This is a genomic window from Lachnospiraceae bacterium GAM79 (assembly GCA_020735665.1).
Taxonomy (GTDB): domain Bacteria; phylum Bacillota; class Clostridia; order Lachnospirales; family Lachnospiraceae; genus Coprococcus.
In genome coordinates, this window is the sequence record CP085928.1 from 1,386,098 (window position 1) to 1,407,716 (window position 21,619).

Genomic DNA, 21,619 nt, shown 5'->3' on the forward strand with positions numbered 1-21,619 from the left:
CATATTCATACGAACTAGTATTTGCAAAACAGGGAGAATCATTCTCTTATTTTATATTTAACCTTATTTACTTACCTTACGGAAGTTCTTCTTACCACGTCTTACAACGATTCCGTCTCCATCAAACTTCTCTTCCGGAATTGTAACTGAGATATCAGGTATCTTGTCACCATCAACAGCAACGCCGCCCTGCTCTACCGCACGTCTTCCTTCATTTCTGGAGGATACCAGACCGGACTTTACAAGTACGGATACGATATCGATCGCACCATCCTTGAAATCATCGGCTGACAATGTAACAGATGGCATATCAGCAGCAACACCCTGGGAGAATAATGCTCTTGCACTCTCCTGTGCCTTTACTGCTTCTTCTTCGCCATGAACCAGCTTTGTAAGTTCAAATGCAAGGATCTCTTTTGCTGTATTTAACTGACTGCCTTCCCAGCTGTCCATCTTGTCGATCTCTTCCAGTGGAAGGAAGGTCAGCATACGGATACATTTTAATACATCGGCATCTGCAACATTTCTCCAGTACTGGTAGAACTCAAATGGTGATGTCTTGTTTGGATCAAGCCATACAGCACCCTTCTGTGTCTTACCCATCTTCTTGCCCTCTGAGTTCAGAAGCAGGGTGATCGTCATGGCATATGCATCCTTGCCAAGCTTTCTACGGATCAGCTCTGTACCACCAAGCATGTTGCTCCACTGGTCATCACCACCGAACTGCATATTACAGCCATATTTCTGGAATAACTCATAGAAATCGTAGCTCTGCATGATCATGTAGTTGAACTCTAAGAAGCTTAAGCCCTTCTCCATTCTCTGCTTGTAGCACTCTGCACGAAGCATGTTGTTAACTGAGAAATGAGGGCCAACCTCACGAAGAACATCTACATAGTTCAGGTCAAGTAACCAGTCTGCATTATTTACAAGAAGTGCTTTGCCTTCTGAGAAATCAATAAAACGGCTCATCTGCTTCTTGAAGCATTCTACATTATGAGCGATCGTTTCTGTTGTCATCATCTGTCTCATATCGGTACGTCCGGATGGATCACCGATCATAGCTGTACCGCCACCGATAAGGGCAATCGGCTTATTACCCGCCATCTGTAAACGTTTCATCAGGCAAAGTGCCATGAAATGTCCTACATGAAGACTGTCTGCGGTTGGGTCAAATCCTATATAGAAAACAGCTTTTCCGTTATTTACCAGCTCTTTAATTTCTTCTTCATCTGTTGTCTGGGCAATCAATCCTCTTGCCACTAACTCATCATAAACCTTCATTTTTTCCTCCTGTAACAGCATCTGCTTAGATGCTGACCTTTTATATCATAATTATTATCTACTTTTTATTCTGTGTCCAACCGGCTACCGGCAAAATATATGTCTTCGACCACTTTCCGGCAGTTGTTTCATCTATAGTACACATACTTTGTGATTATACAACGAAATATAACACTTTGACAAGCCTGTACTTCCACAATCCCGTCAACTCCTGTAGGATTACAATACATGTGTTACAACTGAATATAAAAAAAGCAGAGATGCTTCTTTTGTGTTATATTTTAGTCACCACAACAAAAAAACAAAAAAGGAGTTCTCTGCTATGGCTACTATAACACAAGATATGCGGTATCGTCTATCCTTAATCAAATACGCTGAAAGGTTTGGTGTCACCAAAGCTGCTATCAAATATAAAACCAACCGTCAATACATTTATCGTTGGAAACGACGTTATGATGGTTCTATTGAGTCCCTTCGTGACCGCTCTCGCAGACCCCATCATCATCCAAACCAACATACCCCTGAAGAGATCAAGCTGATCTTTGATATGCGCAGACGCAATCCCAATGCCGGTCTTGTTGTCTTTTGGGTTAAACTCAAGCAGCGTGGTTACTCCCGTTCCATCCCTGGACTATACAGATTTCTCCGTAAGCAGGGAATTATGGCAGTTCATCCGCCAAATCCTAAATATATTCCAAAGCCTTACGAACAGATGGATTATCCGGGACAACGCATACAGGTTGATGTAAAATTTGTTCCTTCTGCATGCCTCAAAAACCCCAAGGTCATCGGCAAACAATTCTTTCAGTATACTGCCATTGACGAGTATTCCAGATGGCGTTTCGTAGAGGCTTTTGAAGAACACAACACGTATTCTTCTGCTATGTTTATAGAGCATCTGGTGAAAGCCTTTCCGTTACCCATTCAATGTATCCAAACTGATAATGGAGCAGAATTTACAAATCGTTTTACCACTCACCGTGATAAACCCACACTATTTCAGGTGCATCTGAAGCAGCATGGGATTCGCCATAAAGTTATACGACCCTTTACACCACGACATAACGGGAAAGTTGAAAGAAGCCACCGAAAGGATAATGAGCGTTTTTATGCAACTCATACTTTTTATTCTTTTGAGGACTTTGCCAAACAGTTGAAAGTGTATAATCGCAGGGATTATAACAACTTTCCTATGCGTCCATTAGGATGGAAATCTCCAAATCAGGTACTAAAGGATTATCTGGCATCTGTGTAACATATGTTTGACAAACCTACAGTACTTCCACAATCCCGTCAACTCCTGTCAACTTCTCCTTCTCATTCCTGCCATAAGCGCAAGAAACAGGAATAAAAACGGTGTCGTGATCGGCTGTTCCACATTTACAAATGCTTGTACGACATATCCTATCATGCCTGCAAGAAGCGGCATACATAAAGGATTTTCCTTTACCAGCTTCACTCCATTCACAATGGACGTAATGATAAGCCCAAGGTATGTGATAAGACCAACGATACCCATAGTTACCAAATATTGCAGATATTCATTATGTGCACTGTCATAGACTGTTCCTGTCACTTCTATCATCTCATCACTGTACCTTGCGGACATCAATGTATAGATACTCTCATTTCCCGTACCAAATACCTTATTCACAAATGGAAGATCCTGATAAATCCGGAAAAGTCTGTTCCAGACATATCCCCGGTAATTGCCCCATTCATCGTCAAAGGTAAATATCTCCCACTGGTTGCCGACTCCTGTTACCACTGTTACAAATGCAGTAAGGATCAATATCCCAACCACGCTCCAAAATATTACCTTCCAACATCCCATTGTAGATGCCTGCTTTTTATCCTTAACAGACCTTAAACCTTTCTTTTGGGCAACTACACAATCTGCCTTTTTTCTACTGCCCCATCCGTAGAGCAGACTGCCTATCACCAACACTATAGATTCAATTGTTAAAATCAGGCGATGATCCACCAGCTTTGCAAGCCCTGTCAGCTTATCGTATCCCTTTCCGGTTCCGGTCGTAAGAAATGCCATCACCGTATAACCAAGAACGATACCGGCATATCCTATAAGCCAACCTAAAAACGGGTCACAGGTGGAATTTTGTCCGATCACCATACGATCATCATATGTCTTTACCCGATTTCTTATCCCTGCTAATAACAGCACCACCATCGGTACTCCGATACCAATATAAGCTACATCACTATTTGCGGCAATAACTGCCATTCCTCCAAGGAACAAAACGAATGTATATAACACACGCTTCCAGCATTTGTCTGCATACATGCCTGCCGCCATAAATAACGGGATCGTCAAGCAGAGAAAACTTGCGTACATATTAATATTGCCAAATGTCGATATAAACATCGGTCTCTGGTCAAATCGAATCGACGCATACAGATGAAACAGATCAATCTCCAGATGCTGCAGAATACTCATCAGATATGTAAGTCCACTCACACAGGCAAATACCGGATAGATCCATTCTTTCACGCTGCATCCTACTGCCACGCAGATATAGGCTGCTCCGACGAGAAGCAAAAATGCGAAACCGCATCTTCTTCCCAATTCCCCGGTGAATGCCGCCATCCGATCCTTTGCTGCTAAAAAAGCAAAAAATCCTGCAATCAAAAACAAAACCATAAAGACATCCGATGCCAGTATGGTATGTTTTTTTGATACTGCCCTATCACTTCCCGGATGACCTGTATTTCCCGAACGATCTGTCAGATACAGAACCAGAAGCAGTGCCATGATTATAAGAAGTGCCAGAACACCGTTCTTAAAAAAATTATATTTTGTTATGGTAATATCTTTATATCCATCATGCAGAACCAGAGGAAAAATCACAAACATATAGACCAGATACAGATGGATCACTGCATCCGTTATCTTATAAATATCTCCTCTTTTGTTCTTCTGATCTACTTTTCCCATATTTTTATATCCATTCTACAAAAGCATTTTTCATTTATTTCCAATTCTGTTTAAAGCAGTGGCGATAACAGTCTGAGGAAAGCATCCACCAGTGTAATTCTTGACATATGCTCCTTACACCAGTCCAGTGTGATCTCTTCGGATTCCCTCATCGTTGAAACCATATCGTACTTCACTTCTGCAATGATACTGGAATCATATACCAATACACCACATTCAAAATGATGATAAAAACTTCGGTTATCCATATTGATAGAACCGATCGATGTCAGATTATCATCCGTCAGGATACATTTGGAATGGATAAATCCCGGTGTGTACTGATAGATCTTCACGCCAGCACGAAGCAGCTCTTTGTAGCTCGACTGTGTCATACGAAAGATCATCTTCTTATCCGGAATCGCCGGTGTTACGATCCGGACATCGATACCTCTCTTTGCCGCAAGCTTTAATGCTGTCATCATCTCATTGCATACGATCAGATATGGTGTAAAGATATATACATACTCTCTTGCGTCATTGATCATCTGCATATATATGTTCTCGCCAATCGGCTCTTTCTTGAGCGGATTTGTCGTATATGGTTGAAGATATCCATCGTTCAAATGTTTCTTCTGCTCTGTTGGACGATAGCTTAAGATATGCTTATCTTCATTTCGGATACTGTTCCACAGCTGTAAAAACAGGATTGTAAAACGCCATGCAGCATCACCTTCCATACGGATACCATTATCCTTCCATTTGCCATAAGGCGCTTTCTTATTTATATACTCATCGGACAGATTAAAGCCGCCGGTATAGGCAACCTTACCATCCATAACCGCGATTTTCCGATGATCCCTGTTATTAAAGATCGTTGCCAGAAATGGAACCACCTGATTAAATGCCATACATTTGATCCCATAGCTCCCCATCTCACGCCAGTAATACTTTGGCACATAAAAGACTGAGCCGATGTCATCATAGATCAGACGGACTTCCACGCCCTCTTTTACTTTCTCTTTTAGGATGTCAAGAACCGTATCCCACATTTCACCCGGATTAATAATAAAGTATTCAAGGAAAATATACTTCTTTGCCTCTTTCAGATCATCAACAAAATCCGGCCAGACATCTTCACCCATCGGATAATACCGGACATCCGTATTCTGATATACAAGCGAACCTGCATAATCTTCTGTATATTTGAACAACCGGTATGGCTGCTGCCCTTTTATCACATCACTAAAATATGCCATATTGGCATACAGATCCGTCTCGTAGTCCCATTCTGCCGCATGCTTCATGTATTTCTCTAACTTCTTCGGCATAATGATATGTCCATAGAGCAGATAAAGCAGACCACCGAGAACCGGAAACATCAGGATCGGAACGATCCATGCCAGTTTAATTGACGGATTCACATCCTTTAATAACAGATGCATCACAGCTATAAAACTTAACAAATGCAGAATAGCCGCCACCAATACATAGTATTGCTGCAGCTTGAATACTTCTACCATAAAGAAGATCAACTGCGCCGCTACCAGCAGACATGTAATTACCATTCGACTAAATAACCTGTTCAATAGTTTCTTCATAGACAATTTCCTTCTTATTAATTTATGACAGGACACAGTAAACCGTGCCCTGCCATTTTATCTTTTATCCCGTATTTCTATTTTACTTGATCGAAGTTACCTTATATCCGGCTTCCTTCACTGTATTCTTAATCTCTTTATCGGATAACTCGCCACTTAAAGTAAGCACCGCCTGCTTCTTCTCATGGCTGACCTCCGCTTCTGTTACCTGTGGAAGTGCCTCAAATGCTTTCTTCACTCTTGCCTCGCAGTGTCCGCACATCATTCCTTCTATATACACCGTCTTATTCATCGTACCAGTCTCCTTTTCTATCTTATTATTTCCCTCAACATTTTTTGATCCCATTTTTTGGTGTATTCTGTATTTACTATTATTAACATATATCTTCACGAAATTCAACCGTAATGCATTCATTACTACACAAAAACTGGAAAGGCTCATGGCAAATGCTCCAAACATCGGGTTTAATTTCCAGCCAAACATCGGATACCAGACACCTGCGGCAAGCGGTATTCCGATAATGTTATAAATAAATGCCCAGAACAGGTTCTCTTTGATATTTCGTATCGTTGCCATACTTAACCGGATCGCTGCAGGAACGGTTCGAAGGCCTTCCCGCATCAGTACCACATCTGCCGCATCGATCGCAACATCGGTTCCGGCTCCGATCGCCATACCGATATCCGCACGGGTTAATGCCGGGGCATCATTAATGCCGTCACCAACCATGATTACACGGTGCTCCTTCATCAGTTCTCTTACTACCGCTTCTTTTCCATCCGGCAGTACATCAGCGATCACTTGGTCAACACCTGCCTGTTTACCGATTGCTTCTGCTGTCTTTGCATTATCTCCGGTTAACATAACAACTGAATAATTCATCTCTTTTAATTCTTTGATCGCAAGGATTCCATCATCTTTGATCGTATCTGCAACTGCAAGGATACCGATCAGTTTATTCTCATCGATTGCCAGATAGATCGGCGTCTTACCCTGTGAGGCTAATTCTTCTGCCAGTGTCTTATCCGTCTCGGATAAGGTTACATACCGGCTGATGAATTTTTCATTTCCTCCCAGCAAAATATGATCTGATATCTGAGAATGGTTCTGTCCTGCATAAAATACACTTTCATTCTGTGAAGCCGCCCCACTGCTTAATCTACAGCGGAGTCCATTTCCCGGAAGCACCTGAAAATCTTCGATTTTCTGTGGCTTAATTTCCTTCTGTCCGACATATTCCATAATGGCTTTGCCGATCGGATGCTCACTGTACTGCTCCAGACTTGCTGCAAAGGTAAGCAGATCTGTCTCACTGTATCCATTTTCCGGAACTACATCTACCACTTCCGGCGTTCCGTTTGTGATCGTTCCTGTCTTATCTAATATAACCACATCTGTTTTTCCTGTCATCTCAAGTGCCGCTGCATTCTTAAATAAGATACCCTGTTTTGCTCCGACACCATTACCTACCATTACGGCAACCGGCGTTGCAAGTCCAAGTGCACACGGACAACTGATCACAAGCACCGATATTCCTCTGGCAAGTACAAATCCTGTGCTCTCTCCTGCAATGATCCATACAATAATAGTGATCAGAGAACAGATCAATACAGCCGGAACAAAAATACCGGATACCTTATCTGCGATCTTTGCGATCGGAGCTTTTGTTGCTGCTGCATCACTGACCATCTCAATGATCTGGGATAAGGTCGTATCTGTACCGACTCTGGTAGCCCGACATTTCAGATAACCGGATTTATTGATCGTTGCGGCAGATACCTTATCTCCCTCAGCTTTATCAACCGGAAGGCTCTCACCGGATAAAGCAGACTCATCAACCGCACTGTTTCCTTCTATAACCACACCATCTACCGGAACACTGGAACCCGGACGGACGATAAATACATCTCCGACTGTCACATCCTCAGCAGCGACTTCCTGTTCTTCTTCACCACGAAGAACAATAGCTGTTTTGGGTGCAAGCTTCATTAATCCCTTTAAGGCATCTGTCGTACGTCCTTTGGAATATTCCTCGAGAGTCTTACCAACCGTTATAAGTGCAAGAATCATCGCTGCCGATTCAAAATAAAAATCATGCATCAAGGTCATAACACGATCGTTATCCTGTCTCATCACAGCATCTGTCATCGCAAATAATACATATGTGCTGTAAATAAAGGATGCACCTGAGCCAAGTGCTACTAATGTATCCATACCCGGTGCTCCATGGATCACACCTTTAAATCCATTAATAAAAAACTTCTGGTTTACAACCATGATCGCAATTGCAAATAACATCTGGATCAGTCCCATAGCGACATGGTTATCACTGATGATCGCCGGAAGCGGCCATCCCCACATCATATGTCCCATGGAAATATACATCAGCGGAATTAACATAACGATAGATGCGATCAGCCGGACCTTCATCTTGTGCAGAGCTGCATGATTATCCAGTTCATCTGCATCCATCGCCTGCTTCTTCCCGGCATCCTTCCGGTCTTCTCCTGTCATCAGACTGGCTCCGTATCCTGCCTTCTCTACTGCTTCGATAACTGCTTTTGGATCAGCCTTTCCTTCTACCGTCATCGAATTTGTAAGCAGACTGACTGTACAACTGTCAATCCCTTTCACTTTCTTTACTGCCTTTTCCACACTTGCGCTGCAGGCACTACAGCTCATTCCTGTTACGTTATATTTATCCAAATCATTCACCTTCTTATCGAGCTTTTTTATCATGTGCTTCATACATTCTATGCATTCCGCAAAATCAGCATCCTTGCGAGCAAATAATTTTGCGTTCATTATATCATGTGCTTCGCACATTCTATGCATTCCGCAAAATCAGCATTCTTGCGAGCAAATAATTTTGCGTTCATTATAATTTTTATTATGTTTCAGATCGAAACAATCATACGAATATATTATCCTTTCCGGCTGAAACATCTCTATGTATTTATTTCATTAATTTTTTAATAGTATCAACCAGATCATCCACTGTATCCTCTTTTCCTGCTTTGATATCCTCGATCACGCAGGTTCGGATATGCTCTGCGAGAAGTTCCTTATTAAAGCTGTTCAATGCAGAATTGACAGCAGCAACCTGTACTAATATATCCGTACAATATGCATCCTTTTCCAGCATCCCCTTGATTCCACGGATCTGACCTTCGATCCGATTCAGCCGGTTCATCAGCTTCTTATATTCACCTTCTGTTCTCTGTTTTGTTTTATGACAATGGCAACATGGTTCTTCCATTCCTGTTTGCTCCTTTCTGATCTGTTATGCAAATTCATCTATTTATAAATATCAGACTGTATCTTATCAGCCATCAGGTTATTTATACGATATATTTTATATACCCCATAGGGGTATTTTGTCAAGTCATCTAATGATAAAATATTGCAATTATAAAAAAGAGTCACCAGCGGCTCTTTCCTGTAAAATAAAAACAGAGAATCTGATATCTTCTATCAAACTCTCTGTTCTATTCTTAATTATTATAGCCCTGATTACTTCGTTCTTTATTCTACATCGGCAATGGCATCATCGCTACTTTCCAGTGTATCAATATCTGAGCTGTCTTTCTCATTATCTACATCACTTGAATCGATATCTGTATCGTCTGAACCATCATCTCCACCTATAATGGTGTCATCATCATATTCATCTGATCCGTCTTCTTCTCCGTCGATAGTATAAGTGCTGTCCATCGTATCATCATAATAAGCGGATGCATCTGTACTCTGAAGAACCTCTTTCAGATCATATATCGTTCCGTCAACTGCATTTACCATGATTGCCTGTACAGGATAATCAAAATCATAATTTCCATCTTCTTCATCTGCCTGTGCGAATATCCATACCGGTACATATTGATATATATTCTCCTGCGATTCATCCTTCATGCAATAATACGTAAGTCTTACATCGTTATATTCAATATCATTATAAGAAGTCTTATTTTCTGTATAGTATGCCGGTACATTCTTATTCAATGCACTTAACAGATCTTTCCAGCTCATCAGTTCTACATTCTTCTGCTCATCTCCTGTCGGTGCAAGAAGCGGATAACAGCTTGCATTGATCACTCCGTTTGAATCAACCTGTATCGTAAATGTCTCAGATGTTGAATCATACCAGACATCATCATCGGATGAAAGGGAATCTACCATGGACAGATCCGCACTATATGGTGCAGTACCATTTACCGAACGTCCAAATGTCATGATATATCCGTCGTATTCTGTCGCTACAACGTCATATGAGGTATCGTAATATTCCCATAAAAGCTGGGATGTATATGTAGGGATCACATCATCAATACCACAGCTGCTCAGGAATTCCTGTGCAAGAGAAACTGCCTCATCCTGTGTAAATGTACAGCTGTTCGGCATGCTTTCATCTACATCTTCATCACCATACTGCGCATCATATGCATAAACATATGTAGCGCCCTCATGTGGCTTATAATTTATAAGTCCTTCGGACGGATAATAGGACAGTTCAAAATTTGCTCCCAGTCCCTCTTCTGAATCTGAAAATGAAAGCATATATTCATTATCACCGATATTACCTATAAAATCTGTTGCACTGTAATCACCCGCACCTGTACGTTCGTCTGTTGCATTCGTCATCTCATCTTCCAGATAAGATATATATTCATTACAATAGCTCTCTGTCTCTGTGTCTCCCGATGCCTTTGCCTCTTCTAACATTGCCTGGAAGGAGTCAATCTGCGACTGAAGATCACTCTTTGTCTGATGTTCCCAGTCATATACATAGATTCCTTTTGATTTATCAAACACTGCCTCGCAAACTTTCTGCTTATATGCATTGTCAAATGTATTACTTTTATAGTTAATGATAGACATGCTGTCAGATGCCGGAACACTTATATCGTCATCTTTTATCTTAATACTCTTTAATCCGGAATCACCGACCTCAATATCTCCCTCATAGGATTCAGGAATTCCCAGACGTGAAGCAAGCGCACCACTATCTCCCGAACCACTGTTTTCACTGTTTCCGTCTCCATCCACATCATAATCCACCTTTTTATTACAGCCGGAAAAAACGGTTGCTGCTGACAATGCTGTTACTAAAAGCAGAGCTGTCATTTTTGTGAACTTTTTCTTTCTCATGATTTCCTCCTAGAAATTTTCAGACTATACACTGATATTATTCAGTTAAACAAGGTTATTATAATCGAGCGAATATTTAATAGCAAGAAAAAACACGCATAAAAAAACGAAAATACTGTGAACACACAATATTTTCGCCTTTATTTCGATTATTTTTATTCTTTTGATATTACAACTTTTCCGTCAACAACCTGAATCTTTACTTTATTTGTGTCAATTCCTGCTGCCTCCAGAATATCATCACTGATCTGAACACGATGCGCTTTATCCAGAACTGAATATTCCTCATGAGAATCTGATCCGTTGAAATTAACGCCTTCCATGTCATTAATTCTTTTCCGATAGTCCTCTTTCATAATCTTCTCTGTACTGATCTTGCCATCAGCGATCATAACCACTCGGCTTACCTTATTTGCCAGACTGATATCATGTGTTACTATGATAACCGTAATACCAAGCTCCTCATTCAGTTTCCGGAACAGATCCTGTATCATATCCGACGTCTTGGAATCAACTGCACCTGTCGGCTCATCTGCCAGAAGTATCTTCGGGTCATTTGCAAGTGCAATCGCGATCGCAACTCGCTGCTGCTCACCACCGGACATCTGAGACGGATAAGAATTCACCTTTTCCTTCAATCCCACTTTACATAACAGATCATATGCTTTCTTTTCTCTGTCCGCTTTATTATCTTTGTCAAAATACATCGGAACCTGAACGTTCTCTAGTGCTGTCATATAAGGAAGCAGGTTTCTGGAATTCTTCTGCCATACAAACCCAACCGTATGCTTTCTGTATTCCACCAATTCCTTATCAGTCATGGCAAACAGATCCTTACCATCTACATACAGCTTACCCGCCGTAGGACGTTCCAGACCGCCGATCATATTTAACAGCGTTGATTTACCGCTACCGGATTTACCGATAACCGCCATCAGCTCACCTTTTTTGATTGTAAGCTCCAGTCCCTGAAGTGCCATAACCTCAACTTCATCTGTCTTGTAGATCTTAACCAGGCTGTCACAATCAATGATATTATCAGATTCCACAGAATCTGTATCAGTCCCATCTGTCTCCGATGCTTCTGTATCCGTTTCAGCATCTGTTACCGGTTTCTCCGTTGTCTCGTCATTTTCTGCAGTTTCATCCGCTTCCGTATCTGTTTCCTGCTTTTCGGCTGTATCATCAGCTAAGACTGAAAGACTGTCATTCTTCTGTTCTTCCATATCCTGTTGAACATCTGTATTGTGCTCATCTGTAGATACAGAATCAAGCATCTCCGTCCCGGATATATTCTTTTTTTCTTTCTTCTTAAATAATCCACTATGCTTTGCCAATGATCTCACCATCCTCTATCTCAAATACAACATCTCCAAGTTCCATCAGGTTTGGATCGTGGGTCGTCATAACAATGGTTATTCCTTCTTTTGCAACCAGATCCTTGAACAACCGCATGACATTCAATCCGGAAGCCGTATCAAGTGCTCCCGTCGGTTCATCTGCAAATATAACTTTTGGCTTATGAGCAACTGCCCTTGCTATAGCTACACGCTGCTGCTCACCACCGGACATCTGATTTGGCATATGATACATTCTGGAACTCAGTCCAACCATCTCCAGTACTTCGCGAATTCGTGAATCACGATTGCCTTCATACTCCGCCAAGCGGAGTCCGAAATCAACATTTTCGTATGCATTCATGATCGGAATCAACGCAACCGACTGAAATACAAATCCAATATCAAATCGTCTTAATTTCTCTTTATCCGCAACAGACATCTCTGACAGGTCATTATTTTCTATAATAACCTGTCCCTCCGTTGCATCATCAAGAGCACTCAGTATATTTAACAATGTCGTCTTACCGGAACCGGATCGACCTTTTAATATTGCAAGCTTGCCTTCAGGAATATCCAGATCAATTCCCTTAAGAGCATAAAATGGTTCGCCGTTTCCAACCGTAAAGCATCGTTTTATTCCTCTTGCAGTAATCATATCCATAGTTTAATCCTCCCCAAGCTTCAATGCCTGTGTAATGTTCATCTTCTTTAATATTGTACGAAGAACAATAAAACAGATAACAAACATTACTACAATAACGATTGTCAGTTTCAAAATATCAAACAGATTAACCGTTATGCTTATCGCTATATTATGAGCCTCCGGCAAATATACAACAGCTACCAGCTTTACGAACAGTGCTGTAGCCGCAGCTCCGACTCCGTAGCCGGCTAGACTGGCAAGTACGGAGCTGAACATCTGCTCATTGATCAGCATCTTATTGATCTCATGCATACTCATACCCATCGCACGGTAAATACCAAACAGAAGCTCTCTCTGCTTGATGGATGTGATCCAGTAGATCAGGAAGCCGATCGTACAAAGAATGACTGCAACTAAAAAGCTCAATGAGAATAAACCATTTGTGATCAGAACCAATGGAGATTCCAGCATGTCTCTGACATCCTGATCAACACTTTCATAACTGTTCAACTGAATGTCCTGCTTCTGTATTGCATTAACGGCTTCTTTATAATCATGCCCTGCTGCGAGTCTTCCCCATACCTGATATGGTGTCAACCCAAATGATCCAACTACATATGCATAATTGGCAACAACCAGATAACGTTCATTTTCGACGATCTTACCACTGCTGTCTTTTTCATATGTATATTGATTGAAGCCCGGCCATGCATCAACGATCGCACAGATCGGACCGCTTGCCGAACCAAGCTCTACATCTTCGCGTCCTTTGATATCGCTGTATCTCGTATACTTGATATTATCTCCGATCGACAGATCATATTTTTTTGCCAGATTAGATGAAATAATTACACCATTTGAAACAGTCGCTATGCTGTTCAGGTAATTAAACCAGTGTTTATCATTAAGACCGGATTTCAATTCTGCGGTCTCACCAAATTCTTTTGTATTAATACCCATCATAACAGAACCTGACAATTCTGAACCGGCAACGTTAATTGATACATTATCATCATAAATAACACGCGTCAGATCGGAGCAAATACCCGAAAGGCTTTCTGTATATCTCTCATAATCCGGTTCCTCATAATACCAGTGGCTCTGCTTATCCTTATCCAGATATGCACCGGCTTTCCAGCGTTCCTTCAAGATCAGATCCGTTCCCATATTATATTCGATACGTTCCTGATTATTTTCATTGATCGTTCTTGCCATATTCGAATTGAACATACCCATAGCGATCGTCATTACAAGAAATACAGAGATAAAGCCCTGTTTCTTAACCGTTCTTGTAATCTGAAGGAAAGACGCATATACTGCCGGAGACCACTTCTTCTTACCTACGAAATAGATGAACTTAATCAGATATTTAATCAGACGAAGCACCAGAAGACCTACCGCGAAAATAAACAGTGAGGAATTCAGGAAGATCAATGGATCCGGCTTCTTACCGGCTAAAATATTAAGTGCAATATCACTTTTCTGTTTATTGTAGTTGTACAGCAGATATACCGATACCGCTACCAGGATCACATCGAGAAATGCTTTCTCCCAGAACGGTTTGGTACTGATCTTGCCCATTTTGCTCTTTTGTTCTACGATCGAGTTCTTTGCATATTTCAAAACCGGAAGTGTCACAAACAGAACTGCCACCAAAGCTGCAACGAAACTGTATAACAACATTCCCCATGTCAGTTTATAGAAATGAGTATCACCAAACGTAAATTTCAGGAAGGATGTTGCACTTGCACATAACTTACATAACAGATAACCGATCGGAATACCTATTACAATTGCGATTCCTGAAAGAATTGCCGATTGTCCGAAATATATTCCAAGGATCTGTCTGGTACTTGTACCTCTGCTCTTCAACATGGCGATCTCGCCATCTTCCATTTCAAGTATCTGACTGGATACCATATAGATAAATGCCAGCAATAATACAATGATCGGAAGCTCCAGTACCCATATGATGATCATTATAGAAGTTGCATCATCCTGATACTCTGCGAGGATACTGCTGAAATTCTGTGTAAAATTACCATCTGCCTTCGAAAAAGCACTCAGGTAATAACGAATATCCGCTGCATTTGAATGATCGATATATGCATAATCAAGCATATCCGAATTCGTATAATATACAGTAAGTATATTATATTTCCGGATCATCTCATCAAAGGATGCCTTATCGGTAAACATCATTTTGTCAAAATCTGCCGGAGTCTCTTTCCAGTAAATATCACTTTCATCCGATGGTTCAAAAATACCAACGATCGTACATTTCAAAGTATTACCATCCGAATCGGTAAGCTTGTCAATAGATACTACCTCACCAACGACCAGATTATATGTGTCCATATCCTGCTGTGTCATCAAAACCGGATAAGTTCCTTCTTCTACCTTTCCGTTTTCCAGATCATCTCCAAATGCTACATTGATATGTTCCTCCATATCAGGCATATAGTTAATACTGAAAAATCTTCTGGAACCGAGGCTGGTCGTTGCATATGTCCCTTCAATAAACATACGGATCTGTCTGCTTAAAACCGGTACATCGATATAACTGAGCCATTTTTTCTCATAAGCACTTACTCTTGCTTCTACTGCATCTGAGTCCGGATATTCCTTTGTATCACAGGATCCTCCTCTTCCGATCACCGCCGAATATACATTGTTATCTTCTATCGCAGCGTCAAATTTCGATGATAATGTCATATCCATAGCACCGTTTTTGAACATCGGATTACAGGATGCTACTGCAACCAGAAGTACAATACCAAGAAGAAGACATGCATTGAGCCATTTCTTGTTTAATAACTTATGTCCTAAAAATTTAAACATTCCTCTTCTCCTTTCTACTCCTCTGAATCATCCTTCGATTTCTTCGATGTATTCTTACCTTCGTCCTCTATCGCACTCTTGATAATAACATCGCCTTCCGAAAGTCCTGTCAGTATACATACTTCCGTCTGTGTCTCATCTCCGAGAGTAACATATTGTTTTACGATTTCATCGCCTTCAAGTTTCCATACATATTTGTATTGTTTTCCGGATGTCTTATTCTGCTCTTCATAGACCAGGTTTCGCGGAATCGTTACAATACTGTCGAGTGACAGCTGAGCATAATTTACAAAATAGCCTTTTGGTGAGTCATAGAATTTTTCATCATCCACCTTGATATAGTATCTTGTTTCATCTGATGAAGCACTGCTTGTTACATATACTTCACCATCAATTGTTGTTACATATGCTTTCTGTGAATCCGCTGTTGCTCCGATACATCTTCCTGTATACTTATCGCTGTCATCCTTCTGGTTAACCAAAGTTATTTCCTGATTGATCAAAAGCTTTGCATTTGCATCGCCTGATCCGCCATCGGAATCATCGCCGCCGCTGTTATTTCTTCTGCTGTTTCCGCTGTTATCCTTTAACGACAGAGACATCATTTTAGACTCATTACTTCCTATACTGACAACCTTGTCGCCCTCCTGCAGCTGGTAACCGGTACTTACATATACATTCTGAACAACACCATCACTATCTGCATATACACTGATATTGCCTTTTCCGTCATTATTCTCATTCAGCTTATCCCGTTTTGCAATCAACGGATTTACAGTTGCATTATAGTTGATCTTTGCAAGCTGTTCATTATATTTCGCTACTTCTATCTGACATGACAACTGTTCAACCATATAAAGGGTATTTTCACCATCTGCATCACCCGGGGTTGCTGCCTGCTGCTTTTTCTTACCTGATTTATATTCGTTGATCTGTTTTCTGAGATCTGAAATCTGTTCCTCATATCCTGATATATTAGAATCATATTCCGTCTTTGCATCCGTAATCTGACCATTCAGCTCTAAAAGCTCTGCGCTTCCTCCACCACTGTCAACTGTAAATAACAGATCACCTTTCTTGACCTCCTGTCCTTCTGCCAGATCAAATTTGGTAAAATAACCCTCTACCGGTGATGAATATGTTACCTGATTAGTGTCCACCATCTTATAGGATCTGCTGGTTCCTGTTTTTTTGAAATTATTTAATTTGATATCATACGTTGTGTAATCGCTTGGTATGGCCGAATCAGAATCGTAATAAACAAGCTCTCCCTCTGATAAGCCGCTTACTACTTCTGTATAATTATCATCTGATGCACCGATCTTAATATCACGTCTCTCTTTATCACTGCTTTCTGTCTTCACATATACGAAATTCTTATCTCCATCCTGATACAGGGAATCGTTTCCGACAACAAGAACCTGAGATGCATCCGAAGTACTGAAATAAAGAGGTGTAACAGTTCCGGTTTTCAGGATTTTCTTATTATCCGCACCTTTTAGTTTGAATCTGACGTATGGAAGCTTGGATGCACTCTGTGCTGCTGCAATCTCCTGGTTGGTATAACTGTATTCTTCCAGATCATATCGTTTACCGTCGATCATCGTATACATTGTATTATAAACTGCCGCATACCCGTCTTTTGTGATCTGTTCTCCGGTAATCTCAATATATGGATCATTATAATCTGAAATAATTACAACATTTTCACCGCCTGCAGCAGTTCCGCTGTTTTCATCTGATCCTGACAGATTCTTTGCATATGTAACATAACCGCTCTGGTTTGCCACTAATTTACTGTCAGTTGCAAGTGATTCTTTTTCCTTGATCTGCTGATTAAGTTTTTTTACCTGATATTTATACAGCAGATTATCATAGCGGTTATTTTCTGCATTTACAGCCTTTGCACTCTGATATTCTTTGGCTCCTGCCGTATCACCTGCCTCTTCACAGGCTTTTATCTTATAATCATTTTCTTTCTGTGTCTGCTCATATATCTTTTCATTAATAGTGTGTGTCTGCTCCTGTGTAGATAATGAAGCCTTTAAATCATCAATTCCTGATGTGGTCTCATCATCATCTGCTTCAGCAAGTACAGTTCCTTTTTCTACATAATCTCCGACATTCACATAGATCTTAGAAATTGTTACAGAGGACTTATAGAAATAGCAATAATCCGTTGGAACTACAGAACCATTCTTTATGATTTTCTTACCAACATCCCCTTTTGATACCGGACGATATGCTTCATTGGTTGATACCGGATCCAACAATTCAGGTGCTTTCTCCGGTTTCTTGCCACAGGAAGTCACACACAACATCAGTGCCATAGATAGCGCTACCAGTCGGGCTCCGTAAGATTTTCTTTTATAATTCATATTTATCTTTCTCAATTTATCGTCACCTGCTCTCCTGCTGTTAATCCTGATTTAATAATCGTAGATCCATCTACGGTCTCACCAACTGTTACATCTACTGCCAAACGATAACCATCATCATTAATTGTGTATACATAATACTGGCCTTCTGACTTTTCACATACTGCCTTTTCAGGAACATATACTACATTTTTAATTACCGGTTTATGAATAGTCATCGTCAGTTTATTATCTTCGGATATACCTGCCATATTGTCTACCGGCTCAAAAAGGATCGTCTGCATATCTTTTCCGGTTGCATCGTCTGTATATTTCTTAACATCAATAACTTTCATATTGTATTTTGCGACCTCATAATCTGCCTCGTATTCATCTCCAACCTTAAATTCATACGTATCATCTGTAGTTACTGTATAATTTGAGGATCCTGATGCCACCGTTATCAAATTGGACGCGGAATTTGCATATCCATATCCCAGACTGTCGTCAACATAGGTCACTGTTCCGTCTTTTTCAGCAATCAGACAGTAATCCTTCATCTTCTCATTCTGCTCTTTAATATATGTATCTGCAATTGTCAGGTCTTCTTTCAGGCTTTCAATATCATCTGAATAATCTTCCGATCCATCAATCTGCATCAATTTCTGATAATGCTCGATCAAAAGCTGTTTTTCTTCCTTTTCTTGTGTATATTCATCAATCGTCTTTTGAATCTCATCTGCCTTAAACTGTACCATGATATCACCGGCTTTTACACGATCACCTTTTGCCACATTTACTTTTTCAACTTTATAATCATCCTGTTGAACTTTATATGACTTTGTTTCATATTTATCCGGGGAAAGATCTAACTCCAGAACAGGAGCAATGTCACCCGACTGAACTGTAGCTGTATCATATCCTACCTTGGTATATTCATCAATATGGATCGATGGCTTACTGCTTTCCGTCTTCCTGCTGCTACATCCACTGAGAAGGGCTGCAACCATGCCGGCACATAATATATATGTCATACCCTTTTTTATATGTTTTCGCATTGTTTCCTCCTTATTACACATCATTATTATGTATCTGTTTATTTTAATTTAAGAAAAAACCATTGTAATTTTACTCTGTCTTCCTGCTTTATTCAAGCAATGTATCAGCATATTAAACAATCTTAAGGTTTTCTAGATAATATTGTCATTACTTAATATTACAGTCTTCTGCTTTGGTATTATAAAAAAGAAATGTATCATATTTGCATCTTATAATTTTCTTTTTGCACATGTTTATCGAAAGTAGTATAGCATATAAATATGTCCATTTTGTGGCGAAAAATTCTGTCATACTGCGTGTGTTTTATTTTTTTTTAAAAAAGTGAAAAAACTTGTTGACATTTATATAGCACAGTGGTATTATCTTACTTGCGTCGGCGGTAAGCCGTACGGAATAAGACATGCGGGAGTGCTGGAATTGGCAGACAGGCTAGACTAAGGATCTAGTGCTGGAAACGGCGTGTGGGTTCAAGTCCCATCTCCCGCATCTTTATTTTTTTAGAAAACCTTTGAGGTTTTCTTTTTTTATGTCCACAAAAGCCTGATGCCGGAAGTTTTGCTTCTAATGTCAAGATTTTGTCTGTAGATATATCTTTATGTAGCAGACCTTTTCTTACATCGGTCCTTAACGATCCACCATCAGGGGGGAGTTTAGTACCGTTATGTAAGAAACAGAGCGAAAGCGTTCCTGCGGAATAAAGGATATATCTACAGACAAAATCCCTGACGCGGATACAGCTTCCGACATCAGGGATTTTTTCCATCTCAAATTTTTATCATATTGGTAAGTTTCTTTTCTACGTCTTCTAACAGATGTGCCTTAAATGCACTGTAGTACTCATGTGTAAACTGTGTATAAAGGAATTTGTTCCACAGGTTACTGCAATATGTACTGTCAAAATCGTAGTAAGAGTCTGTGTACATCATTCCGTTGCTGTATCTGGTCACATCCAGATATGGCTCTTTTCCTGCATAATTCAATCTCATTACCAGATTCTTCTGTTCGCTGCAGCATGCGAATGTCTCTAAAAACATCTTCATCTGCTCTCTTGTTACTCGTTCTACAAACATAATATGTCACCCTCCATGTCCCATAAATTAGCTCAATATATAGTTCTATTATAGTATGAACAGGACAACTATGTAAAGGCAATTATGTCGATGTCCGCCTATTATTTATGATCTTTAAAATAACGGATCACTTGTCAGGGCAAACTTTCCGATAACGCAAAAACAGACCATAACCATCTTCTTCCGAAAATCATCATGATCTGTTTTTATCTGCTTATATTAAATTAAGCAAGCTTTTCCTTTGCAACAGCAACAAGCTTCGCAAATCCTTCAGGATCACTGATAGCCATCTCTGAAAGCATCTTTCTGTTGATGTCTACACCTGCAAGCTTTAAGCCGTGCATTAATTTGCTGTATGAAATATCATTCATTCTTGCAGCAGCATTGATACGAGCGATCCATAACTGTCTGAATTCTCTCTTTCTCTGCTTTCTGCCAGCATATGAACTTGTTAAAGCTCTCATAACTGACTGCTTTGCTACTCTATACTGCTTTGATCTGGCTCCTCTGTAACCTTTAGCCAGCTTAAGTGTTCTGTTATGTTTTTTCTTAGCGCCAACGCCGCCTTTTACTCTTGCCATTCTCTAGTTCCTCCTGATTTATTAGATATAAGGTAAAATCTTCTTCATTACCTTTTCATTTGTTGAATCTGTCATTGTTAATTTTCTAAGATTTCTCTTTCTCTTAGTTGTCTTCTTTGTTAAGATATGGCTCTTGTAAGCCTTGCTTCTCTTAAGACCGCCGTTAGCTGTTTTCTTGAAACGCTTAGCTGCTGCTCTTTTTGTCTTTAATTTAGCCATGTGTGTATTTCCTCCTTAATATATGTCATATTGTAAATTAACGTTTTTCAGTTAAAAACATTATCATACTTCTTCCTTCAAACTTGGCAGGCTTATCGATGACCGCGATGTCTGAAAGCTTCTCGGCAAATTCATCAAGAATGCCCTTTGTCTGTTCTACATGGGCAAGCTCTCTACCTCTGAAACGAAGTGTAACCTTTACTTTATCGCCATGTGTCAGGAACTTTCTTGCCTGATTTACTTTTGTATTCAAGTCGTTAGTATCAATGTTTGGAGATAAACGAACTTCCTTGATCTCCATTGTCTTCTGTTTCTTTCTGGCTTCTTTCTCCTTACGAGCAAGCTCATAACGGTACTTACCATAATCAATAATCTTGCATACAGGTGGTTTTGCCTGTGGAGCGATCTTAACCAGATCAAGCTCTGCTTCCTTTGCAAGCTTCAGTGCATCTCTGGAGGACATAATTCCGATCACCTGACCATCCTCGCCGATCACGCGCACTTCTCTGTCTCTAATCTGTTCGTTAATCATTAATTCGCTAATGA

The 21,619-nt window shown here is 40.3% G+C and carries 16 protein-coding genes and 1 tRNA gene; 2 read left to right on the forward strand and 15 right to left on the reverse strand.

Annotation, left to right across the window (positions count from 1 at the left end; translation table 11 throughout):
• Positions 1-63: 63 nt before the first annotated feature.
• A complete protein-coding gene (gene tyrS / locus LK416_06205) occupies positions 64-1,284 on the reverse strand; it encodes a tyrosine--tRNA ligase (GenBank protein UEA75766.1) in 1,221 nt (406 codons plus the stop codon).
• A gap of 322 nt (positions 1,285-1,606) precedes the next feature.
• Here tyrS and LK416_06210 point away from each other — a divergent pair, with 322 nt between their 5' ends.
• On the forward strand, positions 1,607-2,539 hold the full coding sequence (locus LK416_06210; protein ID UEA75767.1) for a DDE-type integrase/transposase/recombinase: 933 nt from the start codon (positions 1,607-1,609) through the stop codon (positions 2,537-2,539).
• A 48-nt stretch (positions 2,540-2,587) separates the two neighbouring features.
• Here the strand turns inward: LK416_06210 and LK416_06215 are convergent, their stop codons facing one another.
• From LK416_06215 to LK416_06260, 10 genes are all read right to left on the reverse strand, one after another.
• Positions 2,588-4,237 (reverse strand): O-antigen ligase family protein, encoded by a 1,650-nt coding sequence (locus LK416_06215; GenBank protein UEA75768.1) that lies wholly within the window; start codon positions 4,235-4,237, stop codon positions 2,588-2,590.
• 50 nt (positions 4,238-4,287) lie between these two features.
• Complete coding sequence (gene cls / locus LK416_06220) at positions 4,288-5,817, reverse strand: cardiolipin synthase (protein UEA75769.1); 1,530 nt, start codon at positions 5,815-5,817, stop codon at positions 4,288-4,290.
• Between the two features lie 82 nt (positions 5,818-5,899).
• Positions 5,900-8,524 carry a heavy metal translocating P-type ATPase gene (locus LK416_06225; protein UEA75770.1) on the reverse strand — a complete coding sequence of 875 codons (2,625 nt, stop codon included), beginning with the start codon at positions 8,522-8,524 and terminating at the stop codon, positions 5,900-5,902.
• Between the two features lie 250 nt (positions 8,525-8,774).
• Entirely contained in the window at positions 8,775-9,077 is a 303-nt protein-coding gene (locus tag LK416_06230; GenBank protein UEA75771.1) for a metal-sensing transcriptional repressor, read from the reverse strand.
• Positions 9,078-9,343: 266 nt separating this feature from the next.
• Positions 9,344-10,963 (reverse strand): DUF6034 family protein, encoded by a 1,620-nt coding sequence (locus LK416_06235; protein UEA75772.1) that lies wholly within the window; start codon positions 10,961-10,963, stop codon positions 9,344-9,346.
• A gap of 155 nt (positions 10,964-11,118) precedes the next feature.
• Positions 11,119-11,997 (reverse strand): ABC transporter ATP-binding protein, encoded by an 879-nt coding sequence (locus LK416_06240; protein UEA75875.1) that lies wholly within the window; start codon positions 11,995-11,997, stop codon positions 11,119-11,121.
• Positions 11,998-12,286: 289 nt separating this feature from the next.
• Positions 12,287-12,964, reverse strand: a complete 678-nt coding sequence (locus tag LK416_06245; GenBank protein UEA75773.1) for an ABC transporter ATP-binding protein — start codon at positions 12,962-12,964, stop codon at positions 12,287-12,289.
• Positions 12,965-12,967: 3 nt separating this feature from the next.
• Positions 12,968-15,787 (reverse strand): ABC transporter permease, encoded by a 2,820-nt coding sequence (locus LK416_06250; protein ID UEA75774.1) that lies wholly within the window; start codon positions 15,785-15,787, stop codon positions 12,968-12,970.
• 14 nt (positions 15,788-15,801) lie between these two features.
• A complete protein-coding gene (locus LK416_06255; protein ID UEA75775.1) occupies positions 15,802-18,180 on the reverse strand; it encodes an efflux RND transporter periplasmic adaptor subunit in 2,379 nt (792 codons plus the stop codon).
• Positions 18,177-19,202, reverse strand: a complete 1,026-nt coding sequence (locus LK416_06260) for a hypothetical protein (GenBank protein UEA75776.1) — start codon at positions 19,200-19,202, stop codon at positions 18,177-18,179. The genes LK416_06255 and LK416_06260 overlap by 4 nt, the downstream gene beginning before the upstream one ends.
• A 403-nt stretch (positions 19,203-19,605) precedes the next feature.
• On the opposite strand from LK416_06260, the gene LK416_06265 reads away from it, so the two are divergent.
• Positions 19,606-19,689: transfer RNA gene (locus LK416_06265), tRNA-Leu, on the forward strand.
• 278 nt (positions 19,690-19,967) lie between these two features.
• On the opposite strand, the gene LK416_06270 is transcribed toward LK416_06265, so the two are convergent.
• From LK416_06270 to infC, 4 genes are all read right to left on the reverse strand, one after another.
• Positions 19,968-20,273 (reverse strand): hypothetical protein, encoded by a 306-nt coding sequence (locus LK416_06270; GenBank protein UEA75777.1) that lies wholly within the window; start codon positions 20,271-20,273, stop codon positions 19,968-19,970.
• Positions 20,274-20,497: 224 nt separating this feature from the next.
• On the reverse strand, positions 20,498-20,854 hold the full coding sequence (rplT, locus tag LK416_06275) for a 50S ribosomal protein L20 (GenBank protein UEA75778.1): 357 nt from the start codon (positions 20,852-20,854) through the stop codon (positions 20,498-20,500).
• A gap of 21 nt (positions 20,855-20,875) precedes the next feature.
• Positions 20,876-21,073 carry a 50S ribosomal protein L35 gene (rpmI, locus tag LK416_06280; protein UEA75779.1) on the reverse strand — a complete coding sequence of 66 codons (198 nt, stop codon included), beginning with the start codon at positions 21,071-21,073 and terminating at the stop codon, positions 20,876-20,878.
• A gap of 37 nt (positions 21,074-21,110) precedes the next feature.
• Positions 21,111-21,605, reverse strand: coding sequence for a translation initiation factor IF-3 (gene infC, locus LK416_06285; GenBank protein UEA75780.1), 495 nt, complete (start codon positions 21,603-21,605; stop codon positions 21,111-21,113).
• Positions 21,606-21,619: the final 14 nt, after the last annotated feature.